The 21,303-nt window shown below is 72.5% G+C and carries 12 protein-coding genes and 1 pseudogene; 7 read left to right on the top strand and 6 right to left on the bottom strand.

Annotated features, from left to right (window positions below; genetic code table 11):
* Positions 1-5 precede the first annotated feature (5 nt).
* The 3 genes from G6R25_RS24870 (at position 6) to G6R25_RS01175 (ending at position 6,360) form a co-directional block, all read left to right on the top strand.
* The gene (locus G6R25_RS24870; RefSeq protein ID WP_205446769.1) at positions 6-1,511 is read left to right on the top strand and encodes a hypothetical protein; all 1,506 of its coding nucleotides are present in this window, start codon (positions 6-8) and stop codon (positions 1,509-1,511) included.
* 388 nt (positions 1,512-1,899) lie between these two features.
* Positions 1,900-4,815: a hypothetical protein gene (locus tag G6R25_RS01180; RefSeq protein WP_163551314.1), complete on the top strand. Its 2,916-nt coding sequence runs from the start codon at positions 1,900-1,902 to the stop codon at positions 4,813-4,815.
* A gap of 198 nt (positions 4,816-5,013) precedes the next feature.
* On the top strand, positions 5,014-6,360 hold the full coding sequence (locus G6R25_RS01175; protein ID WP_235947049.1) for an ABC transporter substrate-binding protein: 1,347 nt from the start codon (positions 5,014-5,016) through the stop codon (positions 6,358-6,360).
* A 75-nt stretch (positions 6,361-6,435) separates the two neighbouring features.
* Here the strand turns inward: G6R25_RS01175 and G6R25_RS01170 are convergent, their stop codons facing one another.
* The 4 genes from G6R25_RS01170 to G6R25_RS01155 are packed head-to-tail and all read right to left on the bottom strand — an operon-like array spanning position 6,436 to position 11,689.
* The gene (locus tag G6R25_RS01170) at positions 6,436-7,032 is read right to left on the bottom strand and encodes a GTP-binding protein (protein ID WP_163551312.1); all 597 of its coding nucleotides are present in this window, start codon (positions 7,030-7,032) and stop codon (positions 6,436-6,438) included.
* Positions 7,013-7,372 carry a DUF742 domain-containing protein gene (locus tag G6R25_RS01165; RefSeq protein ID WP_163551311.1) on the bottom strand — a complete coding sequence of 120 codons (360 nt, stop codon included), beginning with the start codon at positions 7,370-7,372 and terminating at the stop codon, positions 7,013-7,015. Before G6R25_RS01165 ends, G6R25_RS01170 begins: the two co-directional genes overlap by 20 nt.
* A gap of 25 nt (positions 7,373-7,397) precedes the next feature.
* The gene (locus tag G6R25_RS01160) at positions 7,398-7,820 is read right to left on the bottom strand and encodes a roadblock/LC7 domain-containing protein (protein WP_009740465.1); all 423 of its coding nucleotides are present in this window, start codon (positions 7,818-7,820) and stop codon (positions 7,398-7,400) included.
* A complete protein-coding gene (locus G6R25_RS01155) occupies positions 7,817-11,689 on the bottom strand; it encodes a sensor histidine kinase (protein ID WP_336500089.1) in 3,873 nt (1,290 codons plus the stop codon). The genes G6R25_RS01160 and G6R25_RS01155 overlap by 4 nt, the downstream gene beginning before the upstream one ends.
* A gap of 574 nt (positions 11,690-12,263) precedes the next feature.
* Between G6R25_RS01155 and guaA the strand changes: the two genes are divergently transcribed.
* From guaA to pcrA, 3 genes are all read left to right on the top strand, one after another.
* Positions 12,264-13,868 (top strand): glutamine-hydrolyzing GMP synthase, encoded by a 1,605-nt coding sequence (guaA, locus tag G6R25_RS01150; RefSeq protein ID WP_205446768.1) that lies wholly within the window; start codon positions 12,264-12,266, stop codon positions 13,866-13,868.
* A gap of 235 nt (positions 13,869-14,103) precedes the next feature.
* Positions 14,104-15,345, top strand: a complete 1,242-nt coding sequence (locus G6R25_RS01145) for a threonine ammonia-lyase (protein WP_163551308.1) — start codon at positions 14,104-14,106, stop codon at positions 15,343-15,345.
* A gap of 212 nt (positions 15,346-15,557) precedes the next feature.
* Positions 15,558-18,026 carry a DNA helicase PcrA gene (gene pcrA, locus G6R25_RS01140; RefSeq protein ID WP_163551307.1) on the top strand — a complete coding sequence of 823 codons (2,469 nt, stop codon included), beginning with the start codon at positions 15,558-15,560 and terminating at the stop codon, positions 18,024-18,026.
* A 213-nt stretch (positions 18,027-18,239) separates the two neighbouring features.
* Here pcrA and G6R25_RS29365 read toward each other — a convergent pair.
* Together G6R25_RS29365 and G6R25_RS01130 are read right to left on the bottom strand one after the other, a co-directional pair.
* Positions 18,240-18,611, bottom strand: a pseudogene (locus G6R25_RS29365) (esterase/lipase family protein); the annotation flags it as partial.
* A gap of 389 nt (positions 18,612-19,000) precedes the next feature.
* Positions 19,001-20,479, bottom strand: coding sequence for a carboxyl transferase domain-containing protein (locus G6R25_RS01130; protein WP_163551306.1), 1,479 nt, complete (start codon positions 20,477-20,479; stop codon positions 19,001-19,003).
* Between the two features lie 257 nt (positions 20,480-20,736).
* Between G6R25_RS01130 and G6R25_RS01125 the strand changes: the two genes are divergently transcribed.
* On the top strand, positions 20,737-21,303 hold a 567-nt coding region (locus G6R25_RS01125; RefSeq protein WP_163551305.1), incomplete at its 3' end, for a serine/threonine-protein kinase.

Raw genomic sequence — 21,303 nt, 5'->3', positions numbered from 1 at the left:
GACAGATGCGCCTCGACGAGCACGGCCGCTGGGTCAGCGATGACGGCGCCTACCTCTGGGATGAAGCCGCCCAGACCTGGCAGCCGTCATCCGCCATGCCCGCGGCCAGCTCCGATGGCGATACGGCGCGGTCGCAGATGGCCGGCACCGCCGACGCGGTCTCGCCCGGCGGCGGGGAGGCGCGCACCGGCGGCCTTCCCCGCGCTGCGACGGCGGGCCCCTCGGCTCACCCAGGTCCGGGTGGCGGGTCCGAACCGGATGGTCAGCCGGGCGGCGGGCGTGGCGCCGCCCCAGCGTGTGGTGCGGCGTTCGGGGCGCCCGCCGCGGTGCGGCACGAGATCCGTCCCGGGACATCCCGTCCCGGCGGGTTGGTCGCGGCCGACCCGCCGGCCGATGTGGATCCGCCGGCCGTTCGTGGCCTGATCGGGGACGCCGGCCCGGTCGGTGGCGCGGGTCCGGCGGGCGGGGCGAATCCGGCAGGTCGCCTCGGCGCGGGTGGTGGTGGCGACCCAGCTGCCGGCGCCGGTGCGGCGACGGGGGAACTGGCGTCCTACGGCGGCACCGGGCAGTTCGTCCAGTGGACGTCGGCGGGCACCGCGCCGGGGGCTGACGCGCGTGACCAGAGCGCCCCGCTCCGCGGGACCGCCCCGACTGCGGCCACCGGGGTCACCCGTGCGGGCACCGCCGGTGCTGGCACGGCCGGGCCCACCGGCGCCGTGCCGGGGGGCCGGGACGACGTCGACTCGACCGGTGAGATCCGTCGGGTCAGCGCGACGACGGGTGGGAGTGCGCCCCCGGCGCGGGCCGCCGGCGTGGCGGACTGGGAGGACGATTTCGACGACGAGTCCGACGGCTACGACGAGTCCGACGGCTACGACGAGTCCGACGGCTACGACGAGTCCGACGGCTACGACGAGTCCGACGGCTACGACGAGTCCGACGGCTACGACGAGTCCGACCGCTACGACGAGTCCGACCGCTACGACGGATCCGACCGCTACGGGGAGCCGTCCCGCGGCAGGCGGCCTTCCCTCGGACGGGGGCTCGACGATGAGCCCGAGTCCGGCTGGGCGCCGTCGGGACCGCGTGGGCCGGCGTCGGCGGTGGACGGCCCGGCCAGCGCGGGTGGGCTGGCCGGGCGCGTCGGCGGGTTGCTCCGGCAGGCCCGCGAGCGTCCCCCGTTGCTGATCGCGGCCATCGTCGTACTGGTCTGCGTGGGCCTTGGTGTCGCGGGATTCCTCGCGCTCGGCGGAGGCGGATCGGACGGCGGGTCGGCCGTGGGCGCCGCGGCAGCAGGCAAGGGCCACTATGCCAAGGCCGTCCGGGAGGCGTATCTCGGCTCCTGCCTGGACGTCAGCAACGGCAATGAGGGCTACTGCACCTGCACGCTGGACAAACTGGAGGCCACCTACACGGAGGAGGAGTACAAGCGGTTCAGCGCCAGCGTCCAGTCGGAGTCGTCACGGCGGATCGTGCGCGAGATGTACGCCGCCTGCCGTGACAAACGATGACCGCGGCGCGTGTACAATGGCTAGTCGGAGCTATCACCACATATCATTCCGGGCTCGTGGGCGACCAACCAGAGGGCTATTGCTTTTCTGGCGCTCGTACGTCGGGACGTCCATCGTGCATAGTTACCCGATCACGGCGAGGCGGCGAAGTGTGCCGCAGGCCGAGATCTCACGTCTTCGAGCGGCGCTGCTCCCGACCGACTGATCTGGCTGGGTGCTGGTTGCGACGACACGGTTCAGACAATGCACGTCCTCACGATGGCTGCCCACATCGTGCTGATCTGGGGGGCAGGAGATGCCGCCCTATGACCATGCGCTGTAGCCCGAGACCTGAGGGCCTCGAGCCGGCCGTTGCCTCCACACGCGACCAGAGTCGGGGGGCAGCCCGGTGACGACCCACGATGCCGATGTGAACGGGCCGGTTCCGCCGGCTGCGCCCCGCCGCGACGACGACTTCTTCGCCGTCGAACGGGTCGGCGAGCCCGAACCCCGCCCATCCGCCGCGCCGCAGTCCGCCGGCGCGATGCCGCCCGCCGGGTTGCCGCGCCGTGCCGACCCCTTCGATGTGACCAGTACCTGGGATGGTCCGGCGCCGCGGCCCGGCGGCGGATCTTTGGCGATCTTCGTGGCTCCTCCGGTCGATGCGGTTCCGCCGAACGGCTCCCGGTCGATGGCCAACCTGCCGTCGATGTCGCCCCTGGCGCCGGCCGCACCCGTGGGCACTGCTGCGGCCGGCGCCCCCGGCCGTCCGGATGCGGGCGTCGACCGATTTGGGGCACCGGCGGTCGGTGGTCGGACCGGGCCCGGTGGCCAGCAGGCATGGGGTGGCCCGTCCGCCGACTCGGTGCGCGTCGACGACTCACCGCGGCTCGCCGCACCCGCGGCGGACCGCGCCCCCGGCGGCTACACCGACCCGTTCACCGGCGGTTTCCCCATCTCCGCCCGCCCAGTCCCCGCGACCGGGTCCCGTACGGGTCCGATCCCGCTGTCGTCCCATCCCCAGGCGCCCCAACCGGTGCTGGCACCGCAGCAGACCGCGTACCCGCCGGTCGCACCCTCGGGCTCTTCTGTGTCCCCTGGTTTTTCCTCGCCCGCCGCCGCCGCCCCGCCCGCGCCACCGGGAACGACCGGCCGGCCAACCGATGCGGCGTTCGCGCCGACGCGGGCGCCCAAGCCGCGCCCCGGGCTGGAGCCGCGGGTGGGGCCGGACGGCTTCGGCGTGACCGGCGCTGGCCCGCGGCCGGCCTGGCCGGCGGCGCCCGGCGGCCGCGGCACGGGTTGGACCAGCCCCGACGGCTACGGGCCGCCCGGCGGAGCCAATCCGCCCGCCGCCACGCCCGCCGGGTCGGCGGGCGGGCGGGAAGCCCCTCGGCAGACAGATTCGTGGAACGGCCACAGCTCGCCGAGGCTGCGGCTGCCGGTGTCGCCCACGGCCGACCCGGCCCAGGGCGCCGGCCGGGGGACAAACGGACAGGCCGCCGAGTACCCCTCGGTGCCGCCGCGCGGCTTCGGTGGGGTGGAGGCCTACCCCGCCCTGCGGCAGTCCGCTCCGGGGGCCGCGGGCGCCGGCCGTTCGGGTAACCCCGGGACGCGCGGCCCAGCGTCCGGCGGGCGATTGCTGGCCGGTGCGGCGCCCGCACCCGCCGGCGGGGGGATCCACGATCGCTCGGGCCCTGGCCCGGTTCACGGCGCCGGTGTGGGGCCGCAGGTCCCGCCGGTCCCGTTGGGACCTGCCGGCGAGAACGCACGGGAGCCCGCGGGTGGTCGCGGCCGGTCCGCTGCCACCGTGACGCCGACCGCTCGGCCGGAACGCTCCTGGGAGGCCCAGGATGGTGCGGCCGGTGGTTCGGGCTGGCGCAACCCGCTGACCGACACCGGTAGCTTCGTCCGCCCGCTTCCGCCGCCCGGCATCCCCGGGGCGCTCGCTGGCCGGGACGACCCCCTGTCGGGGCCACTGCCGACAGGGGGTCGCCGCCGTGAGACCGGAGCCGGGGAAGCCGGGACGGGCTGGCGCGCGCCCGCGGCGCTGCAGGCGAGGGAACGTCCCGTCCCGCCCGTGCGGATGGGGGACCCGACGGGCGCGGACCGGTCAGGGGCCCCGGCCGCGCCGGACGTCGCCCCGGTGGGCATGCGAGCCGGTGGCCCGCCCACGCGGCGGGTCGAGGAGACGATGACGACGGTCCGGCCGGACGCACCGGCCCCCGCCGGGCCGCCCGCCGGCGGTCCTGGGCAGCCCGGCGAGGCCGGCGGGCGCGGCGTCGGCGCGGCCGGACCGACCGGCCGCCGGCCCGAGACGCCGTCCGAGATGACCTCCCTGGTCACCCGGCGCGCATCCGGGCGGGGGCGGGGGACCGCCGCGGGCCCGGCGGGGGATGACGACAGTGGCTGGCAGCCCTCGCGAAGCGTGCGAAAGCCGAATGGGCGCAGCGTGCCGGCCGATCGGCGCCGCACGCCGAATCCGGTGACCGACACCAACAGCCTGCAACCGGTCTCCGCCCCTTCCGGGGGTCGGGCGACCGCCGACGGCCGCGCGGCCGAGAACGGCCGCGCCGACACCGGCGAGCGGCGGCGGCGCACGGCCGACCGGGCGGCCCGGGGCAGTGCGACCGGGCCGGGAGCCCGTCGCGCCGCGGGCCGGCGAGGTGAGGCCGATGGCGGCCGTTCGGGCGGCGGCCATGTGGGCCCGCAGGGTCGGTCCGCACGCGGGGCGACGTCCTCGGGCCTGCTGGAACCGACCGACCGCCGGGGGGCAGTGCCCCACGACGAGCCGCCGCCCGAGGACATGCTGGCCTGGCTCCGGCAGGGCTGGATCGGCCCGCTGGCGGTGGCGCTGGTCGTGGCGCTGCTGGCGGTCGGTGGCTACGTCCTGTTGCGTGGGGGCGGCGGCGCGGGTGGCGGGACGGTCGCCTCGTCCCCGACGGCCGACGCGTCGTCCACCCCGGCGACGACCAACCCGGATGCCCTCACCGGTAAGGCGATGATCGACGGCAGCTGGAAGTGCAGCCTGGTCACCAGCGCTAACCCGATCAAGCTGTCCAAGGAGGTGGTCGGGGTGCTGGTGGTCGAACGCGCGCCCGGCGCCTACACCTGGGACGGCACAGCCGGTCAGTACACGATCACCATGGTGGCCGGCAACGACGGCGGGAATGTGATCGGCGACGTGAAGTTCACCAGCGGTCCGCTGAAGGATCTCGCGGCGGTGCACATCGCCATGCCGGGGGGCGGAATCCGCGGCAAGGCGCAGGGCACCCTGGAACTCAAGGCGAGCGGGACCGCGCCGCATCGATTCTGCGGAGTGAACTGAGAACATCCGTCCCTACGCTGACGGTAAGCGAGAACGGCGAAATGTCTGTTCTAACCGCCGGGTCGGCCTTGCCGGCCGCTCGGCTGCCGACCCCGGTTGTCGGGTTTAGACCGGGGTGCGGCAGGATCAGGTGCCATGCTCAGGTCTGACCGTGGTGTGGGTGGTTGGTGGCGTGCAGCCGCCGGCAACGAAAAGGATGTGGCTGGCGGGACGGGCGATGGCGTCCCGGCAGCTGTCGGGGCCGGTCGACCGGCCGTCGACCGGCGCAGTCTGCTCCGCTGGGCCGGGACCGCCGCGGTGGCCGCGCCGGCCGCCGGGCTGCTCGCAGCCTGCGGCGGGTCGTCGACCTCCGATGGCCCGCGCAAGGTGCGTCTCGGATACGTGACCTCCCGTACCGGGACGCTCAGCGCCTACAGCGTGGTCGATTCGTACATCGTCCAGACGATGCAGACGCTCCTCGCCGACGGGGTCAAGGTGGGCGGCCGTACCTACCCGGTGGAGATCTTCGTCCGCGACTCCGAGTCCGACCGGCACCGGGCCGGGATCGCCGCGACCGACCTGATCTTCAAGGACAAGGTCGACATCGTCCTGGTCGGTGGGACGTCGGACACGGCCATTCCGGTCGCCGACCAGTGCGAGATCAATCAGGTTCCCTGTATCTCGACGAACGCCCCCTGGCAGTCCTGGTGGAACGGGCGCGGCGGTAACGTCGACATGCCCTTCAACTGGACCTACCACTTTTTCTGGGGCATGGAGGACGTCGTCGCCACCTATGTGGCGATGTGGCGCCAGCTCGGGATCACCAAGGTGGGGCTGATGTATCCCGCGGACGACGACGGGCAGGCATTCGCCAACCCCGACTTCGGAATTCCGACCATCCGCAACTTCAATTTTCAGCTGACCTCGCCGGCGAGCTCGGGCTACCAGGCGGGAGCGACATCATTCGAGACGTACCTGACCGCCTTCAAGAACGCCGGCGTCCAGGCCGTGGTCGGGATCCCCCAGGCCGCGGACCTCGCCACCTTCCGGCGCCAGACTCGCACGATGGACTTCACTCCGAAGGCGCTGACCATGTCGAAGGCGCTGGACTTCCAGGAGGATGTCCTGGCGCTCGGGTCCACCGGCGACGGGTTGACCACCGAGATCGCGTGGTCACCGTCCCATCCCTACCGCAGTTCGCTGACCAACAAGTCCTCCCTGGACCTGGCCAACGACTTCGACGGCGCCCGCGGGCGCGGCTGGACGCAGACGCTGGGCTACTCCTACGCGCTGTTCGAGGTGGCGGTGAAGGCGCTCGGCGGAGCCGCGTCCCTGGAACGGGAGGCCATCGCCGCGGCCATCAAGGAAGTCGAGGCCCAGACGATCGTCGGGCCGGTGGCGTTCGGCTCCCAGCCGAACGTGCCGAAGAACGTGGCCCGCACCACCCTGGTCGGCGGCCAGTGGGATCAGGTCGACAACCGCTTCGCCCTCAAGGTCGTGAACAACAGCGGTAACAGCAAGGTCGCGGTGGACGCGCAGCTGCGCGAACTCCCGCCGCCGGTCTGAGCGGCGGCCCGCCGACGCACAACGCAGAGGGGCCCCAGGACAGATGTCCCGGGGCCCCTCTGCGTTTGTCAGGGGTCAGGTGCGGGCGGCCGCCCGTGACATCGTGTGCTCGACCACGGCGATGAGCGCGGTCTTGGTCGAGTCCCGGTTGCGGGCGTCACAGGTGATGATCGGCACGGTTGGGCTGATCTGCAACGCCTCGCGGACATCCTCGATGGAGTGCCGCAGGATTCCGTCGAAGCAGTTGACGCCGATGACGAACGGCAGCTGACGCTGCTCGAAGTAGTCGACGGCGGCAAAGCAGTCCGCGAGCCGGCGGGTGTCGGCCAAGACGATCGCGCCGATGGCGCCGCGGACGATGTCGTCCCACATGAACCAGAAGCGGTACTGCCCAGGAGTCCCGAACAGGTACAGGATCAGGTCCTCGTCGAGGGAGACGCGGCCGAAGTCCATCGCGACCGTGGTCGTGGTCTTGTCGGAGAGGTGGGTGAGGTCGTCGACGTGGGCTCCCGCCTCCGTCATGACGGCCTCGGTACGCAGCGGGACAATCTCGGACACCGAGCCCACGAAAGTGGTCTTCCCGGCGCCGAATCCTCCCGCCACCACGATCTTCACCGAGGTCGTGGCGACGGAGGAGTTGACCCGTCTGTTGTCAGAGCTTTCGAAGGCCACTGAGAACCCTTTCGAGCAACGCGAGATCTGGTGCCTCGTTGCGGCCAGGCTGCTGGTGGACGCGGACGAAGCCTTCGTCCGCCATGTCGCCGACCAGCACGCGGGCGACTCCCAGAGGCACCCGGAGCCCGGCGGCGATCTCCGCGATGGATCGCACCTGCCGGCACATGGCGGCGATGGTCTGTTGCTCAAGGTTGAGGCCGAGGGCCCGTTCCTCGCCGAGCGGCGTCGTGAAGACGAGTGCCTCGATGGCGAGCTCGTAACGTGACCGAGTTCGCCCGCCGGTCATCGCGTAGGGACGGACGACCGGACCGGGCGCGTTCTCAGGATCGATACTCACCCTGACTCCCTGTGCTGCCGCTCATTCACCGCGGAAGCGTTCCCTGCAGTTCGGCGCGCAGTGCCGGGGTCAGAACATCCTTCGCCCGGCTGACCAGCAGTGCCATCTCGTACCCGACCAGGCCGATGTCGCACGACGGTGCTGCCAGTACTGCCATGCTCGCCCCGTCGCTGATCGACATGATGAACAGGAAACCGTGTTCCATCTCGACCACGCTCTGCGTCACGGCGCCCGCCTCGAACACGCGCGCCGCGCCCTGGGTCAGGCTCACCAGCCCGGACGCCACCGCGGCGAGCTGGTCGGCCCGGTCGCGGGGAAAGCCGTCGGAGACGGCCAGCAGCAGCCCGTCCGCGGACACCACCACGGTGTGGGCGACACCCGGGACCCGATCGACAAAATTATTGATCAACCAGTTGAGGTTCTGAGCCTCAGAACTCACGGGTGTCACCGTTCCTCCTGCGCGTCACGTCGAGGATTCCTCGTGGTGTCGACTCCGACATCACGTCCCTGCCGCACGCCCTGGTAGAAGCTGGCAAGCCGGCCACCGACTGCCTCGGGAGACCTGGTCGAGGCTTCGGCGGGACGCCGGCTTGGCGCGGGTTCGGCGCTGCCGGGCACGAGATGGGTCATGGGAACGCGCACCGGTAGGCCCGATCGCGCCACGCCACCGGTGCTCGGCTGGCGCAACGACTCGGCTGCCTGCCAGCCGGCGTCCCCGGGAGAGCTCCAGTCTCCCGAGGCCGGCGGCTGAGGTGCTGCCTGGTGCTGTGGTGCCGACTGGTGCTGTGCCGGCGGATGAGGCTGCCCCGCCGGTTGGTGGGACTGGGGCACCACGGCGTGCTGGGCCGCTGCGGGCTGGTGCTGCGGGCTGGTCCCCAGCTGCCCGGGTCCTGGTCGCGCTGGCCCACCGGATTGTGGGGGCTGCTGTAGTGCCGAAAAGGCGGCCACGGGTGCCGGGTTGAAGGTTGGCTCGGATGGGGCCACCGGGCGGGCACCCGCGCCGGGCTCGGTGGCCGGACGGACCGGACCGCGCTGCCCGAAGGCCCCGCCGATGCCGGGACGCCGGGATGGTCGGGCGGGCTGTGCGGCCGAGACGGCGGCTGCCGGTTCATCGGTCGCCCGCGCGGCCGCTGCGGGGGCCTGGCGCTGGGCCGATGCCGCGTCGGCTGGCGTTCGGCGCTGGAACCACGCCGACACGGAGTCGAAGATCGGCGAGGTCTCGACGTCGTCGGTGTCCGACTCGGCCGGGGCCTGGTCGCCGGTGATCTCGGCAGGCGCCGTCTCCGTGACGCGGCCGGGAGCAGTCCGCGACTGTGGTCCGGTCTGTGTCTGCGGGCGGGTTGGTGACTGCGTTCCGGTGGCGGCCTCGGGGCGCGGCCGCGCCTGTGGATCGGGGCGGTCCTCGGCGCGGGCGAACACATTGCCCGCGCGGGGGCTGGTCGGCTCGACCGGCGGGCGGATGGCGTCGAGATCGGCGAGGTCCCGGAGGTTCGGGCGCTCCCGGATGGGGAGCTTCGGCACCGTTTCGGACTGTTCACCCGCCGCAGGGTCGTGATCCGCGGGCCGGGGGCGGGTCGGCCAGCGGTTGTCCCCGAACGAGACGGGACTCGTCACATCCGGTGCGGGCTGCTCACGCCTGGCCGGACCGCGCCGGTCGATGGACTCGGTGTCTGGAGTGACTCCGCCGGGAGCCGTGCCGCCGACAGCGGGGCCGCTGGGCGGCGTCTCGGCTCGGCCGCGTGGCTCGGTGCCGTGGCCGGGCAGGGCGTCGAGATCGATCTCCTGGCTGTCGAACTCCCGTGGGTCGGCGTCGGCGGGGCCGGCGGACGCCCGGTCCTGCGGGGAGGTGCCCGGGAACTGGGTGGCCCGAGGCGAGGTGCCGCCGTCGATCCTGTGCGACGGGGGCGCCGCCGTGCCGCCGGTGTCGTCGTCGTGTTCGTCGCGGTCGTTGTCCAGGCCGGGGGAGAAATCCTCCAGGCCGAAATCACGGCGGTCCGCGGTGGGCATTGGTCCGGTGCGATCGGAGCCGAGCTGTGCGGCCAGTGGGCCGGTTAGCGGAAACGGACCGGTGTTGGGGAAGCGCCGCGGACCGCTGGAGTCATCGAAGATGTTCTCCCGCGCCGCGGGCTCCGAGACAGGCCGGTGCCCGTTGCTCATCCCGTTGTTCGCGGGGCTGCCCGCCGGGGTCGGCGCGCCGTTCGTGCGGTCGGACGTGACGCCGTTACTCGGTCGCTCGGGGGGCCGCCCGCCGCCGGGTCCGCCGATCGCCGGCGTGGCCGCGGGCCGGTTCAGAGCCGGGGGACGGCCGGGCCCGGTGCCGGCGGCGCTGTCGCCGGTGACCAGCTTCGCGGGCAGCCGGACGACGGCGGTGATACCGCCCGAGGCCGATTCACGCAGCTGGACGCGAATGCCGTGCCGGCCGGCCAGCCGGCCGACCGCGAACAGACCCATCGTCCGCGACACCGACACGTCGACGACCGGGGGGTTGGCCAGTCGCTCGTTGACCCGCTCGAGCTCCTTGGCCGGCATGCCGATGCCTCGGTCCTCGATCTCGATCATCGCGCCGGCGCCGGGGCCGAGCGAATGACTGGTCACCAGCACCTCGGTGACCGGCGGCGAGTAGGAGGTGGCGTTCTCCAGCAGCTCGGCGACCAGATGGACGACGTCGCTGACACCGTTGCCGGCGATAGACACCGGCGCGGCCGAGGTCTGCTTCACCCGGGTGTACTGCTCCACCTCGGAGATGGCGGCCAGGACCACCTCGTTGAGTGGCACGGGGTGCGTCCAGCGGCGGGCGGTGTCCGTGCCGGCGAGGACCAGCAGGCTCTCGTTGTTCCGCCGCATTCGGGTGGCGAGGTGGTCCAGCTTGAAGAGGTTGGACAGCTGGTCGGGGTCCTGCTCGCGGTTCTCCAGGTCGTCGATCAGGCGGAGCTGGCGTTCGACCAGGCCCTGGCTGCGTCGGGAGAGGTTCACGAACATCGCGTTGACGTTGTTCCGCAGCGAGGCCTGCTCGGAGGCCAGTCGGATCGCCTCGCGGTGGACCTCGTCGAAGGCCCGGGCGACTTCACCGACTTCCTCGTCGGTGTTGATACCGACCGGTTCGATCGAGTCGTCGATGTCCTGATCGGTGGAGTCACGCAGGCGGCGGACGGCGTCCGGCAGCCGGCGGTCGGCGATGTCGAGCGCCGCGGTCCGCAGCGCCAGCAGCGGTCGGACCAGGGACCGCGCCACGATCAGCGCGGACAGCAGGGCGGCGGCGAGGATGAGCACGATGAGCAGCCCAGACAGCAGCGCCCGTCGCTGGATGTCGCCGCGCAGGGTGTCGACCCGGTCGTCGACGAGCCCGAGGAGCTTGTCCGCCGCGTCGGTACTGGTGTCGATGGTCTCCTGAGTAGCCCGGTTCCACTTCTCCGACGTGACGACGGACAGCGGCTGACCGATGGGCGCGTCCAGGATCTCCTCGACGTAATTCTGGGTGTTGCGGATGTCGCCATTGTTTTCGGAGTCGATTGTCGGGGTGTAGAGGGCCAGCTGGGCCGGCCCGGCGACGTTCTCGAGGTCGTCCCGCTCCCGTGACCGCTGAGTCTCGTCGGAGAGAAACTCGCGATAGTCACCTTCGGTGAAGGTTTGGTCGCTGCCCCGCCGGAGCAGGCCGTAGACGAGGGCTTGCTGCTGAGCGAGGAGTTCCGTCCCCGCCATGAGGAAGTAGGCCGTATTGACGCCGTTGTCGAGCTGCAGGTCGTCATTTCCCTGCGGGATGAGCTGGACCAGGCTGATCAGCGAGTCGACGATCGACTGAAAGGCCGTCTGGACGGCTTTCGGGTCGACAACTCTTTGGATCGTCTGCCGCTTCGTGGGCAGCGAGTCCATCCTGGTCTGGACGTCGTCGAGGGCCCGACGAACCTCGCTGCCGAAGGAGTCCCGCCGACCGTTGGCCACCGCCTTGTAGGCCTGGTAGGCATCGTTCACCCTCGCCTGGGAGGAGGGGACGGCGGTGGAGTCACGGGAACCGACCGGGCCGCTCGCCACGAATCCGGTGCTGTATGTCCGTTCCGTTTGCAGGGCATGGGCGAGCGTCGATGCGGATCGGCTGATCTCAGTGAGATCCGAGATCCGGTTCACGTCCCGGGTGCTGGTCAGTACCGTGCCGGCCTCGATCGAGGAGTAGACGAGGATCGCGACGACCGGCACGGCCAGAATCGCGATCAGCTTGGTGCGGACCCGCCAGTTGGTGGGGTTAGTGGCGGCGCTACGAAGGCGCGCCAGGCCGGACCCCGCGGGGCGATCGTCGCGTTGCCCGCCGTCTTCGGTGTCCACGGGCAAACCCGGGGCCGAGGTCGGCTCCGGGTCTGCGGCGATGCCCGTGCTGCTGGCCATCGGTTGTCTGCGCACGTACCTTCGCAACCTCTCCGCCAGCCTCCCGGAACACGTCGTACCAGGATGGCTCGGTATCGGGCCCTGATGTCCCTTGCCAGGCACCATAGCGGTACGAAGTCGGCATCCGAAAGGCGCCTACCGTAAGCGCGTTGGTGGCTGTGTGCCAGTTGTGGCGACTGCGCACGGAGTCACCGTCAGCGTAACCGTCACGAAGTCCGACAACGTGCGCCCATCGTGACGTAGGGCTTGTCCCAGTGAGTGGCACTGAAGGTGCAAAGCAGGCATCTGCGACATCCGCCGTTACGGTCTTCGCGGGCCCCGCGATGCACCGCCCGTTCCGCGAACGGCACTCATGGGCCCCTCCCGGGCCGAGCGGGTCGCCAGCGAGGGGCCCGGCCCACAGGTGCCGCCGGGTCCGTAGGCTTGCAGCGTGAGCGAGTTGCAGCGCAGCGATGCTGGTCACGATGCGAGACCGGGGGGCCCGGGCCCGGCTGGGAGCGCCCCGGCGGTACCGGTGACCAGGCCCGGTACCCCTGCCGGCCCGGGTTCGGCGGGGCATCCCGGTTATGACACGGTGCTGGTGATCGATTTCGGCGCGCAGTACGCTCAACTGATCGCCCGGCGGGTCCGGGAATGCCATGTGTACTCGGAGATCGTTCCGTGGGACATGCCCGTGGACGAGATCCTCGCCCGCGGACCGTCAGCGCTGATCCTTTCCGGCGGGCCGAAGTCGGTGTACTCGCCGGGAGCGCCTCGGGTCGACCCCGCGTTGTTCGACACCGGGCTGCCCATTCTCGGTATCTGCTACGGCCATCAGGTGATGGCCCAGACGCTGGCCGGCTCGGTCGCCCGGACTGGAACGGCGGAGTACGGAGCGACTCGCCTGTCGGTGGGTGAGCCGGGCGTCCTGTTCGATGGCCTGTCGGCCACGCAGCAGGTGTGGATGTCGCACGGCGACTCCGTGACCGCAGCCCCGCCCGGCTTCCGGGTGACGGCGTCGACCCCGTCGACGCCCGTCGCCGCCTTCGAGGATCCGGCTCGCCGCCTCTACGGCGTCCAGTTCCATCCGGAGGTCGTGCACAGCGAACGTGGACTCGATGTGCTGCGCCACTTCCTGCTGGTGGGCGCGGGCTGCCGGCCGACCTGGACCATGGTCAACATCGTCGACGAGGCGGTGGCGGCGGTACGCGCTCAGGTCGGCTCCGGCCGGCTGATCTGCGGGCTGTCCGGCGGGGTTGACTCCGCGGTCGCCGCAGCGCTCGTGCACCGCGCTGTCGGTGACGCCCTGACCTGTGTGTTCGTGGACCACGGCCTGCTGCGGGCGGGTGAGGCCGAACAGGTCGAGCGGGACTTCGTCGCGTCCACCGGCGTCGATCTCGTTCACGTCAAGGCGGCCGACCGGTTCGCCGCGGCGTTGGCCGGCGTGACCGACCCGGAGCGCAAGCGGAAGATCATCGGCCGGGAGTTCATCCGGGTCTTCGAGGAATCGGCCCGGGAGCTGGAAGCCCGCGCCGAGGCCGAGGGCGCGACGATCGAGCACCTCGTACAGGGGACCCTGTACCCCGACGTGATCGAATCGGGTTCCCCGACGGCGGCGAAGATCAAGTCGCACCACAATGTCGGCGGTCTGCCGGAGGATCTGCGGTTCGGGCTGGTCGAGCCGTTGCGCACGTTGTTCAAGGACGAGGTCCGCTGCCTCGGCGAGGAGCTCGGCCTGCCGGAGGAGATCGTCTGGCGCCAGCCGTTCCCCGGCCCGGGACTCGCCGTACGCATCATCGGCGAGGTCACCCCCGAGCGGCTCGACGTGGTCCGGGCGGCCGACGAGGTGGTCCGTGACGAGATCCGCCGAGCCGGGCTGGACCGGGAGATCTGGCAGGTTTTCGCAGTGCTGCTCGCGGACGTGCGGTCGGTCGGCGTGCAGGGCGACGAGCGCACCTACGGGCACCCGGTCGTCCTGCGCGCGGTCACCAGTGAGGACGCGATGACCGCAGACTGGGCGCGGCTGCCCTACGGTCTGCTCGAACGCATCTCCAACCGGATCGTCAACGAGGTGGGGCAGGTAAACCGGGTCGTCTACGACATCACCTCGAAGCCCCCGGGCACCATCGAGTGGGAGTAGGCCCGGCCGTCGACAGGGGTGGCCCGGCGGCCCTGACCGCCTCCGGGCGCCTCCGGTTTGACGTCCTGGCAAGTCCGGAGCAAGCTGAGAGCTGTGAACGTGCACCAGATGGCCATTACCTAGGCGCGCACCCGAGCTCCGGGTCCGCGCGCCATGCCTTCCGCCTGCTCGGCGGGGGGCATTTTTGTTGCCGCGGTCACGGCGAGGTGGCCGCACAGCTGCCGGGAGAGGCCTCATGACCGCACCAGCCGCAGACAACCAACCGACGTCCGGGGGCGGGGACCCCGGCGCCGACGGGCCGCCGGAGGTGAACGCGGGTCCAGGCCCGGGTCCAGGTGGCGACGCGGAGCGTGGGATCGGTACGGACCCAGGCGGTGGGGCGGACCTGAGCGTCTCGGCCATCGAGGCGGCGGGGGGGGTGCTCGACGGCGTGGCGCGGCGGACCCGGGTCGTGCGTGATCCCGGCCTGTCGGCAGCGCTCGGCACGCCCGTGTGGTTCAAGTGTGAGAACGAGCAGCACACCGGCTCGTTCAAATTGCGCGGCGCCTACCACCGGGTGGCGACCGCGGACCCGGCAGCGCGCGCCCGGGGCGTCGTTGCGGCCAGTGCCGGCAACCACGCCCAAGGGGTGGCGTTCGCGGCGGCCGCCTTCGGCGTCCCCGCGACGATCTTCGTGCCGGCTGGGGTGAACCCGGTCAAGGTCGCCCGGACCCGACGGTGGGGCGCGCGGGTCGAGGAGGTGCCCGGGGGGGTGGAGGCCGCCCTCGCCGCCGCGGCCGACTACGCCGCCCGCGGCGGGCGCCTGTTCGTGCATCCCTTCGACGACCCGGCCGTGGTGGCCGGTCAGGGCACGATCGGCCTTGAGCTGCTCGACCAGGTGCCGGACCTGGGCACCGTTCTGGTCGGCGTGGGCGGTGGGGGCCTGCTCGGGGGGGTCGCCGCGGCACTGCGGGCGCGCCGGCCCGGCGTGCGGGTGATCGGTGTGCAGTCGGTCCTGGCGCCGGCCTTCGCCGCGTCGCTGCGGGCGGGGCGCCGGCTGTCCGTGGCGGGGGATGCGGGCCTGCCCGGTGCCTCGGCTCGGGCCCGGGTCGTCCCGGTCATCCCCGGCAGCAGGCCGTCCGGGCGGCCGGCCCCGACCCGCCCGGCGGCGGCGGCCCGCACGATCGCCGACGGCATAGCCGTGAGCGAGCCGGGTGCGCTTACCTTCGCGCTCGCCACCAGGCTGGTGGACGAGGTGGTGACCGTGGACGAGGCCGCCTTCTGGGAGGCGATGGTGCTGCTGCGCCGGACCGGCCTCGCCGTGGAGCCGGCCGGAGCCGCGCCGGTCGCGGCGCTGCTGCGCCACGGCGGCCTGGCCCAGGGGCCGACCGTGGCGATCCTGTCGGGGGGCAACATCGATCCCGGGGTGGCCAGCCGGGTCAAGTCGATGGCGGCGGTGGCGATCGAGGATGCCGGCGGGCTGCGGACCACGGCCTGAGGCGGCCCGCCGGGCGGCCGGCGGCCGGGGTGACCTTAAGGTGGCGATACGCGGGTCGGTGACGTCGCGGCCGCGTGACGCTCCACGATGAGCCGCCCCTGGCCGCCCCTGGCCGCCCCTGGCCGGGCCGCTGCCCGGTCCGTCCGGAGGCGGCGTGTCCCGGGCGAGCCCGGCCCCGACCAGTCCGGCGTCGAACGTATGATCGAGGTCTGATGAGCACTCTGTTCGGTGAGTCCCCCGGTGCCTTCGGCGAGTCGGCCGCGGGCGCCGGCGGCGGCGTGCCCTATGACCTGTTCGGTCCGGCGGTGCTCGCCCCACCCGCAGGCGGCGACGCGGGCGGTGGGGCGCCCCGGCTCGACGCCGAGGGCCTGCTCGACGGGCTCAACCCGCAGCAGCGGGCCGCGGTGGTGCACATCGGCGCGCCGCTGCTGGTCGTGGCGGGCGCGGGTTCGGGCAAGACCCGGGTGCTGGCCCACCGCATCGCCTACCTGCTGGCGGCTCGCGGCGTCCGTCCCGGAGAGGTCCTGGCAATCACATTCACGAACAAGGCCGCGGCCGAGATGCGGGAGCGGGTCGGTGCGCTGGTCGGTCCGCGGGCGCGGGAGATGTGGGTCAGCACGTTCCACTCGGCCTGCGTGCGCATCCTGCGGTCGGAGGCGAAGCGGCTCGGCTACGGGTCCTCCTTCTCCATCTACGACGCCGCGGACGCGCAGCGGCTGATCACAATGGTCACCCGGGATCTCGACCTTGACCCGAAGCGACACCCCGCGCGCGGCCTGGCCGCGCAGATCAGCAACCTGAAGAACGAACTGATCGACTGGGAGGCCGCGCGGGATCGGGCGAGCAGCCACCAGGAGCGCACCGTCGCCGAGGTCTACGCCGCCTACCAGCAGCGGCTGGCCCAGGCCAACGCGTTCGACTTCGATGACCTGATCATGATGGCGGTCAACGTGCTCCAGGCATTCCCCGACGTGGCCGAGCACTACCGGCGCCGGTTCCGGCACGTGCTGGTCGACGAGTACCAGGACACCAACCACGCCCAGTACGTCCTCGTGCGGGAACTCGTCGGTCAGCCCGCGCACGTCGATGCCGACGCCCCGGCGGCGGCGGACCCACCGGTCTCGACCGCCACGTGGGCGTCGGGTGCCGTGCCGCCCGCGGAGCTCTGCGTCGTCGGCGACGCCGACCAGTCGATCTACGCCTTCCGCGGGGCGAACATCCGCAACATCGTGGAGTTCGAGGAGGATTTCCCCAACGCCGCGGTGATCCTGCTGGAGCAGAACTACCGCTCCACCCAGACCATCCTGTCCGCCGCGAACGGGGTGATCGCGCGCAACAACCAGCGCAAGGCGAAGCGGCTGTGGTCCGATGCCGGCGACGGAGAGAAGATCGTCGGCTTCGTCGCCGACAACGAGCACGACGAGGCCGCCTTCGTCGCCGAGGAGGTCGACCGGCTCACCGATGCGGGGCTGGCCCGGCCCGCGGGCGTCGCGGTGTTCTACCGGACCAACGCGCAGAGCCGCGTCTTCGAGGAGATCTTCGTCCGGGTCGGGCTGCCCTACCGGGTCGTCGGCGGGGTGCGCTTCTACGAGCGTCGGGAGATCCGCGACCTGCTCGCCTACCTGCGGGTGCTGGTCAACCCGAACGACACGGTGAACCTGCGCCGCATCCTCAACGTGCCGCGGCGTGGCATCGGGGACCGGGCGGAGGCGGCGCTGGCCGGCTTCGCCGAGGTCGAGCGGATCGGCTTCGCCGCGGCGCTGGAGCGCGTCGGTGAGGTGCCGGGGATTGCCACCCGCTCGGCGAAGGCCGTGCGTGAGTTCACGGCGTTGCTCACCGAGCTGCGCGCGGTCGAGGCGAACGGGCCGGTGGCCGTCGTCGAGGCGGCCCGCGAACGCACCGGTTACCTTTCCGAGCTCGTCGCGGAGGACACGGCGGAGGCCCAGGGGCGGGTCGAGAACCTCCAGGAACTGGTCGGGGTCGTCCAGGAGTTCACCGAGCGCAGTCCAGAGGGCACTCTCGCCGAGTTCCTCGAGCAGGTCTCGCTGGTCGCCGACGCCGACCAGATCCCCACCGACGACGGCTCCGATGGCGTCGTCACCCTCATGACCCTGCACAGCGCCAAGGGCCTGGAGTTCCCCGTCGTCTTCCTCACCGGCCTGGAGGACGGCGTCTTCCCCCACCTGCGGACCCTGGGCGACCCCACCCAGCTGGAGGAGGAACGCCGGTTGGCCTACGTGGGGGTCACCCGGGCCCGCTCCCGGCTGTATCTGACCCGTTCCGTCGTCCGCAGTGCCTGGGGGCAGCCGGCCTACAACCCGCCGTCGAGGTTCCTCGGCGAGGTGCCCGACGCGCTGGTCGACTGGCGCCGTCTCGTTGAGGCGGCGCCGGAGCCGGCCGCCCGGCCCTGGGGTGGCTCCGGCGGATTCGGGTCGGGCACGGGCGGGGGGAGCGGGCCGGCGCGCAGGTCGCTGCCGAACTCACCATTCGCCGGGCGCCCGGCGGCCCGGCCCGTGCTGGAACTGAGCCAAGGCGACCGGGTGACCCATGACAGCTTCGGCCTCGGTGTCGTCGTCGCCACCGGCGGGGTGGGGGATTCGGCCGAGGCGACGATCGACTTCGGCGCCGACGCCGGGACCAAGCGCCTGCTGCTGCGCTACGCCCCCGTTGAGAAGCTCTGACGGCACCGTCTCGGCAAGCCACCCGGCAACCTGGCGGGCCACTGCCCCGTTGAACGCCAGCGAGTGATGCCCGAGCCCGGGGACGGTGATGTTCACGGAGTTCAGATCCGGATGCTCGAGCGCGGCCTGGGGCGGGCGGACCACCGTGTCCCGGCCGGCGGCGACCGCGATGAACCGCGTCCGGCATCCCGGGGCCGGCCTGCTGAGCTCGGCCAGCAGCGGCGAGCCCGGCCGTAACTGGGCGAGCAGGGGATAGGGCAGAGCTCGGGGCACCAGCTCGGCCAGCCGGGTGCCGCCGTGCGGGGTGGCGAGGGTGATCAGCGTGTCGACCTGCCGGTCGCCGCCCATTCGCTGAACGTGGTAGCGGGCCACCAGTCCGCCCAGGGAATGGGCGACGACGTGCACGCGGCCGCCGTCGCCCGCCGCGGCCGTCACCGAGTCGGCGAGCAGCCGGGCGCCGTCCTCGACGGTGGTGGTCCACAGGGGCAACTCGACCGCTCGAACCCGGCGAAAGCCCCGTCGGCGTAGCTGATGGTGCAGGCGGACGAAGACCGAACGGTTGTCGACCAGCCCGTGGACGAGCAGGATCGGCGTCCCCGCCGCATCGGGCGCGTGGACCTGAAGGCCACGCTGCAGCGGGGGCAGATCGTCGAGGGAGTACGGTTCGTCGTCCCGGTCCGGCTGGCGGCGCAGCGCGCTCGCCGGATAGAGGGCCAGATGGGCCGCGATCCAGGCTGCCTCGACGGCGAGGCCGCGGGCGTTGTCCCCGGTGGCACGCAGACCCGCGACGAGTGCGCGGCTGCGAGGCCTCGCGACCCCCCAGACCCCCGCGACCGGTGCCGTCGGTGCCCGCTTGGGCGCTGGTGGTGCCGGCTCGCCGATGTTCGATCACTCTCCTTCGTCGCACCGTCGCCAGGTGGGCTCGTGTGCGTTCACCCGACCTCGCCGGGATCAGGCCGAGAAATACAAAGAGATTACAGACTGTCACATAGTTCTGCCGACCATCGCTGCTGGCGCCGTCGCCGACGCTGCACCGGGTCCTGCCAGGCGAGCTCGGCGAGCAGTCCCGTGGCCGCCTGCGCCACCTGATCTGCGCCGGTGGCGGGCAGCAGGCAGTCGGCGAAACCGAGCCGGTACAGATCCGTCGGGCGCAGCCCCGCCCGGTCCGCCGCCTGCTCGACCGGAATGCGCAGGGTCGTCGCGGTGCCCTCCGGAGAGAGCGCCGTAAAGTAGCTGTCCACAGTCATAGCAACCATATCGGTCACCGTAGCGGCGAGCGCGCCGCCCGAACCGCCCTCGCCGAGCACGACTGACACGGTTGGACAGGGGCAGGCCAGGACCGCCGCCATCGCGTCCCCGATCGCCGCGGCGATCCCGGCGGCTTCGGCGGGCGCGTCGCCGGCCGCGCCGGGGGTGTCGACGAGCGTCACCAGCCCGACGCCGAGCTTGCCCGCCAGCTGGGCGGCCCGGACAAGCAGCCGGTATCCTGCGGGGCCCGGCGCGCTGCCGCGCCGGGCCCCGACCGCGGCGACCACCGCGCGCATCCCGCCACCGCCGTGAAGGGCGCCGATCCGGGCACCGACCAGCGGATCGGGCCCGACGAGGTCGACCCCGTCGGGCAGCAGCGCGCACAGCACCGCCACCCCGTCCGGTCGCTCGCCGGTCCGGGCCGCCGTCACCTGCTCCCAGCCGGAGCGGGCGGCCACCTGTTCGAAGCCCGCCGGCACACCGGCCCACGCCGGCCGCGGGACCGTCGGCGTCGGCGCCCGGGTCGCCGGCTCGGGGCTTGGGGGGGTCAGCGGGGTCAGTGCGGTCAGCGCCCGGCGCAGCCAGCCCGCGACGGCGTCGGGTGCGAGCGCGGCGTCGACGAGGCCGCCTGCGAGGGCGGACGCCGCGGTGTGGCTGCCGGCGGGCGGCGGCGTCCCGGTCGTCGCGGCGACCACGCGGGGACCGGAGAAGCCGACCGTCGCCCCGGCCACTGCGCAGCGCACATCGCAGCGCGAGCCGATGGTGACCCAGACCCCGCCGGTCGTCGGCTGGTCGGCGATGGCGACGTGGCCGACCCCGGCCGCGTCGAGGGCCGCGAGGGCGAGGGCCGCGCGGGGCAGCCCGACGAGCCCGGCGACCCCCTCCTGCAGCCGGGTACCGCCGCTGCGCAGGAACGACACCAGCGGACGGCGGCTCGTGACCGCGGCGGCCGCGGCCGCCGCGAAACCGGCGGCGTCTGCCTCGCCGAAGCTGCCGCCGTGGACGGCGAAGTCCCAGACCGCGGCGACCGCCGGCACACCCGCGATCAGGCCGGTCCCCCACCTAAGCGCCGGCCGTCCGTCGTAGTCCGGCCAGCCAGAGCGGTTGACCGCGGGGGCGGTCGACGGCCCCAACGTGATACCGGCGAGCAGATTCGTCCGCCAGTCGGCGGACGTCTGCCGTCCTGGTCGGCTGTCACTGTCCATGTCCGCATCTTGCGGCCGGTGGCGGCCTGACCGGTTGCGCGGGCGCAGGCGGTGTTGCAGGACACGCCGCACCGAGACGCTCACCGGCGGCACCCCGGGCGATGCTCGGATGTCTTACGACGACGAAGGGAAGGGACATCTGTGACCTACCGTGCAGTCTGCTTCACGGCAGTCAGCGACATACCCTTTCGTTCACAGCGCCCTGAGTGGGTGGGTGCCCGCACCACACCCGCGAGATCAGTGGAGTGAGGAGAAGGATGCTCACACCGCTGCTGGAGGACGACCCTCGCCAGATCGGCCCGTACCGTCTGCAGAACCGCATCGGGGCCGGTGGCATGGGAACCGTCTATCTCGGCTTCACCCCGGAACAACACGCGGTCGCGGTGAAGGTGGCCGCCGAGGAACTCGCCGAGGACGCCGAGTTCCGCAGCAGGTTCGAGCGCGAGGTCCACGCGGCGCTGCGCGTGCGGGGCAACGCGGTAGCCGCCGTGCTCGACGCCGACACCAACGCCCCGGCACCGTGGATGGTCACCGAGTACGTCGAAGGCATCAGCCTGGCCGAGGCGGTCCGGGCTCGCGGCCGGCTGGAGAACCATCTCGTCCGCGGTCTCGCGGTCGGGCTGGCCGACGCACTGGTCGCCATCCATGCTGCGGGCGTCGTGCACCGCGATCTGAAGCCGTCGAACATCCTGCTGGCGTGGGACGGGCCGAAGGTGATCGATTTCGGCGTCGCCCACATCAGCGACAGCAGCACGTTGACCCGCACCGGGCACGTGATCGGGACCCTGGCGTGGATGGCACCCGAGCAGATGCGCGGGGACGCG

It is taken from the genome of Candidatus Frankia alpina (genome assembly GCF_902806485.1).
GTDB lineage: Bacteria > Actinomycetota > Actinomycetes > Frankiales > Frankiaceae > Frankia > Frankia alpina.
This window is presented reverse-complemented; position numbering and strand designations above follow the sequence as displayed.

Excerpts from the sequence above, each read along its gene's own strand:
- G6R25_RS24870 (WP_205446769.1), top strand. The coding sequence starts at position 6 with ATGCGCCTCGACGAGCACGGCCGCTGGGTCAGCGATGACGGCGCCTAC.
- G6R25_RS01145 (WP_163551308.1), top strand. The coding sequence starts at position 14,104 with ATGACCGCACCAGCCGCAGACAACCAACCGACGTCCGGGGGCGGGGAC.
- G6R25_RS01130 (WP_163551306.1), bottom strand. The coding sequence starts at position 20,479 with ATGGACAGTGACAGCCGACCAGGACGGCAGACGTCCGCCGACTGGCGG.
- pcrA (WP_163551307.1), top strand. The coding sequence starts at position 15,558 with ATGAGCACTCTGTTCGGTGAGTCCCCCGGTGCCTTCGGCGAGTCGGCC.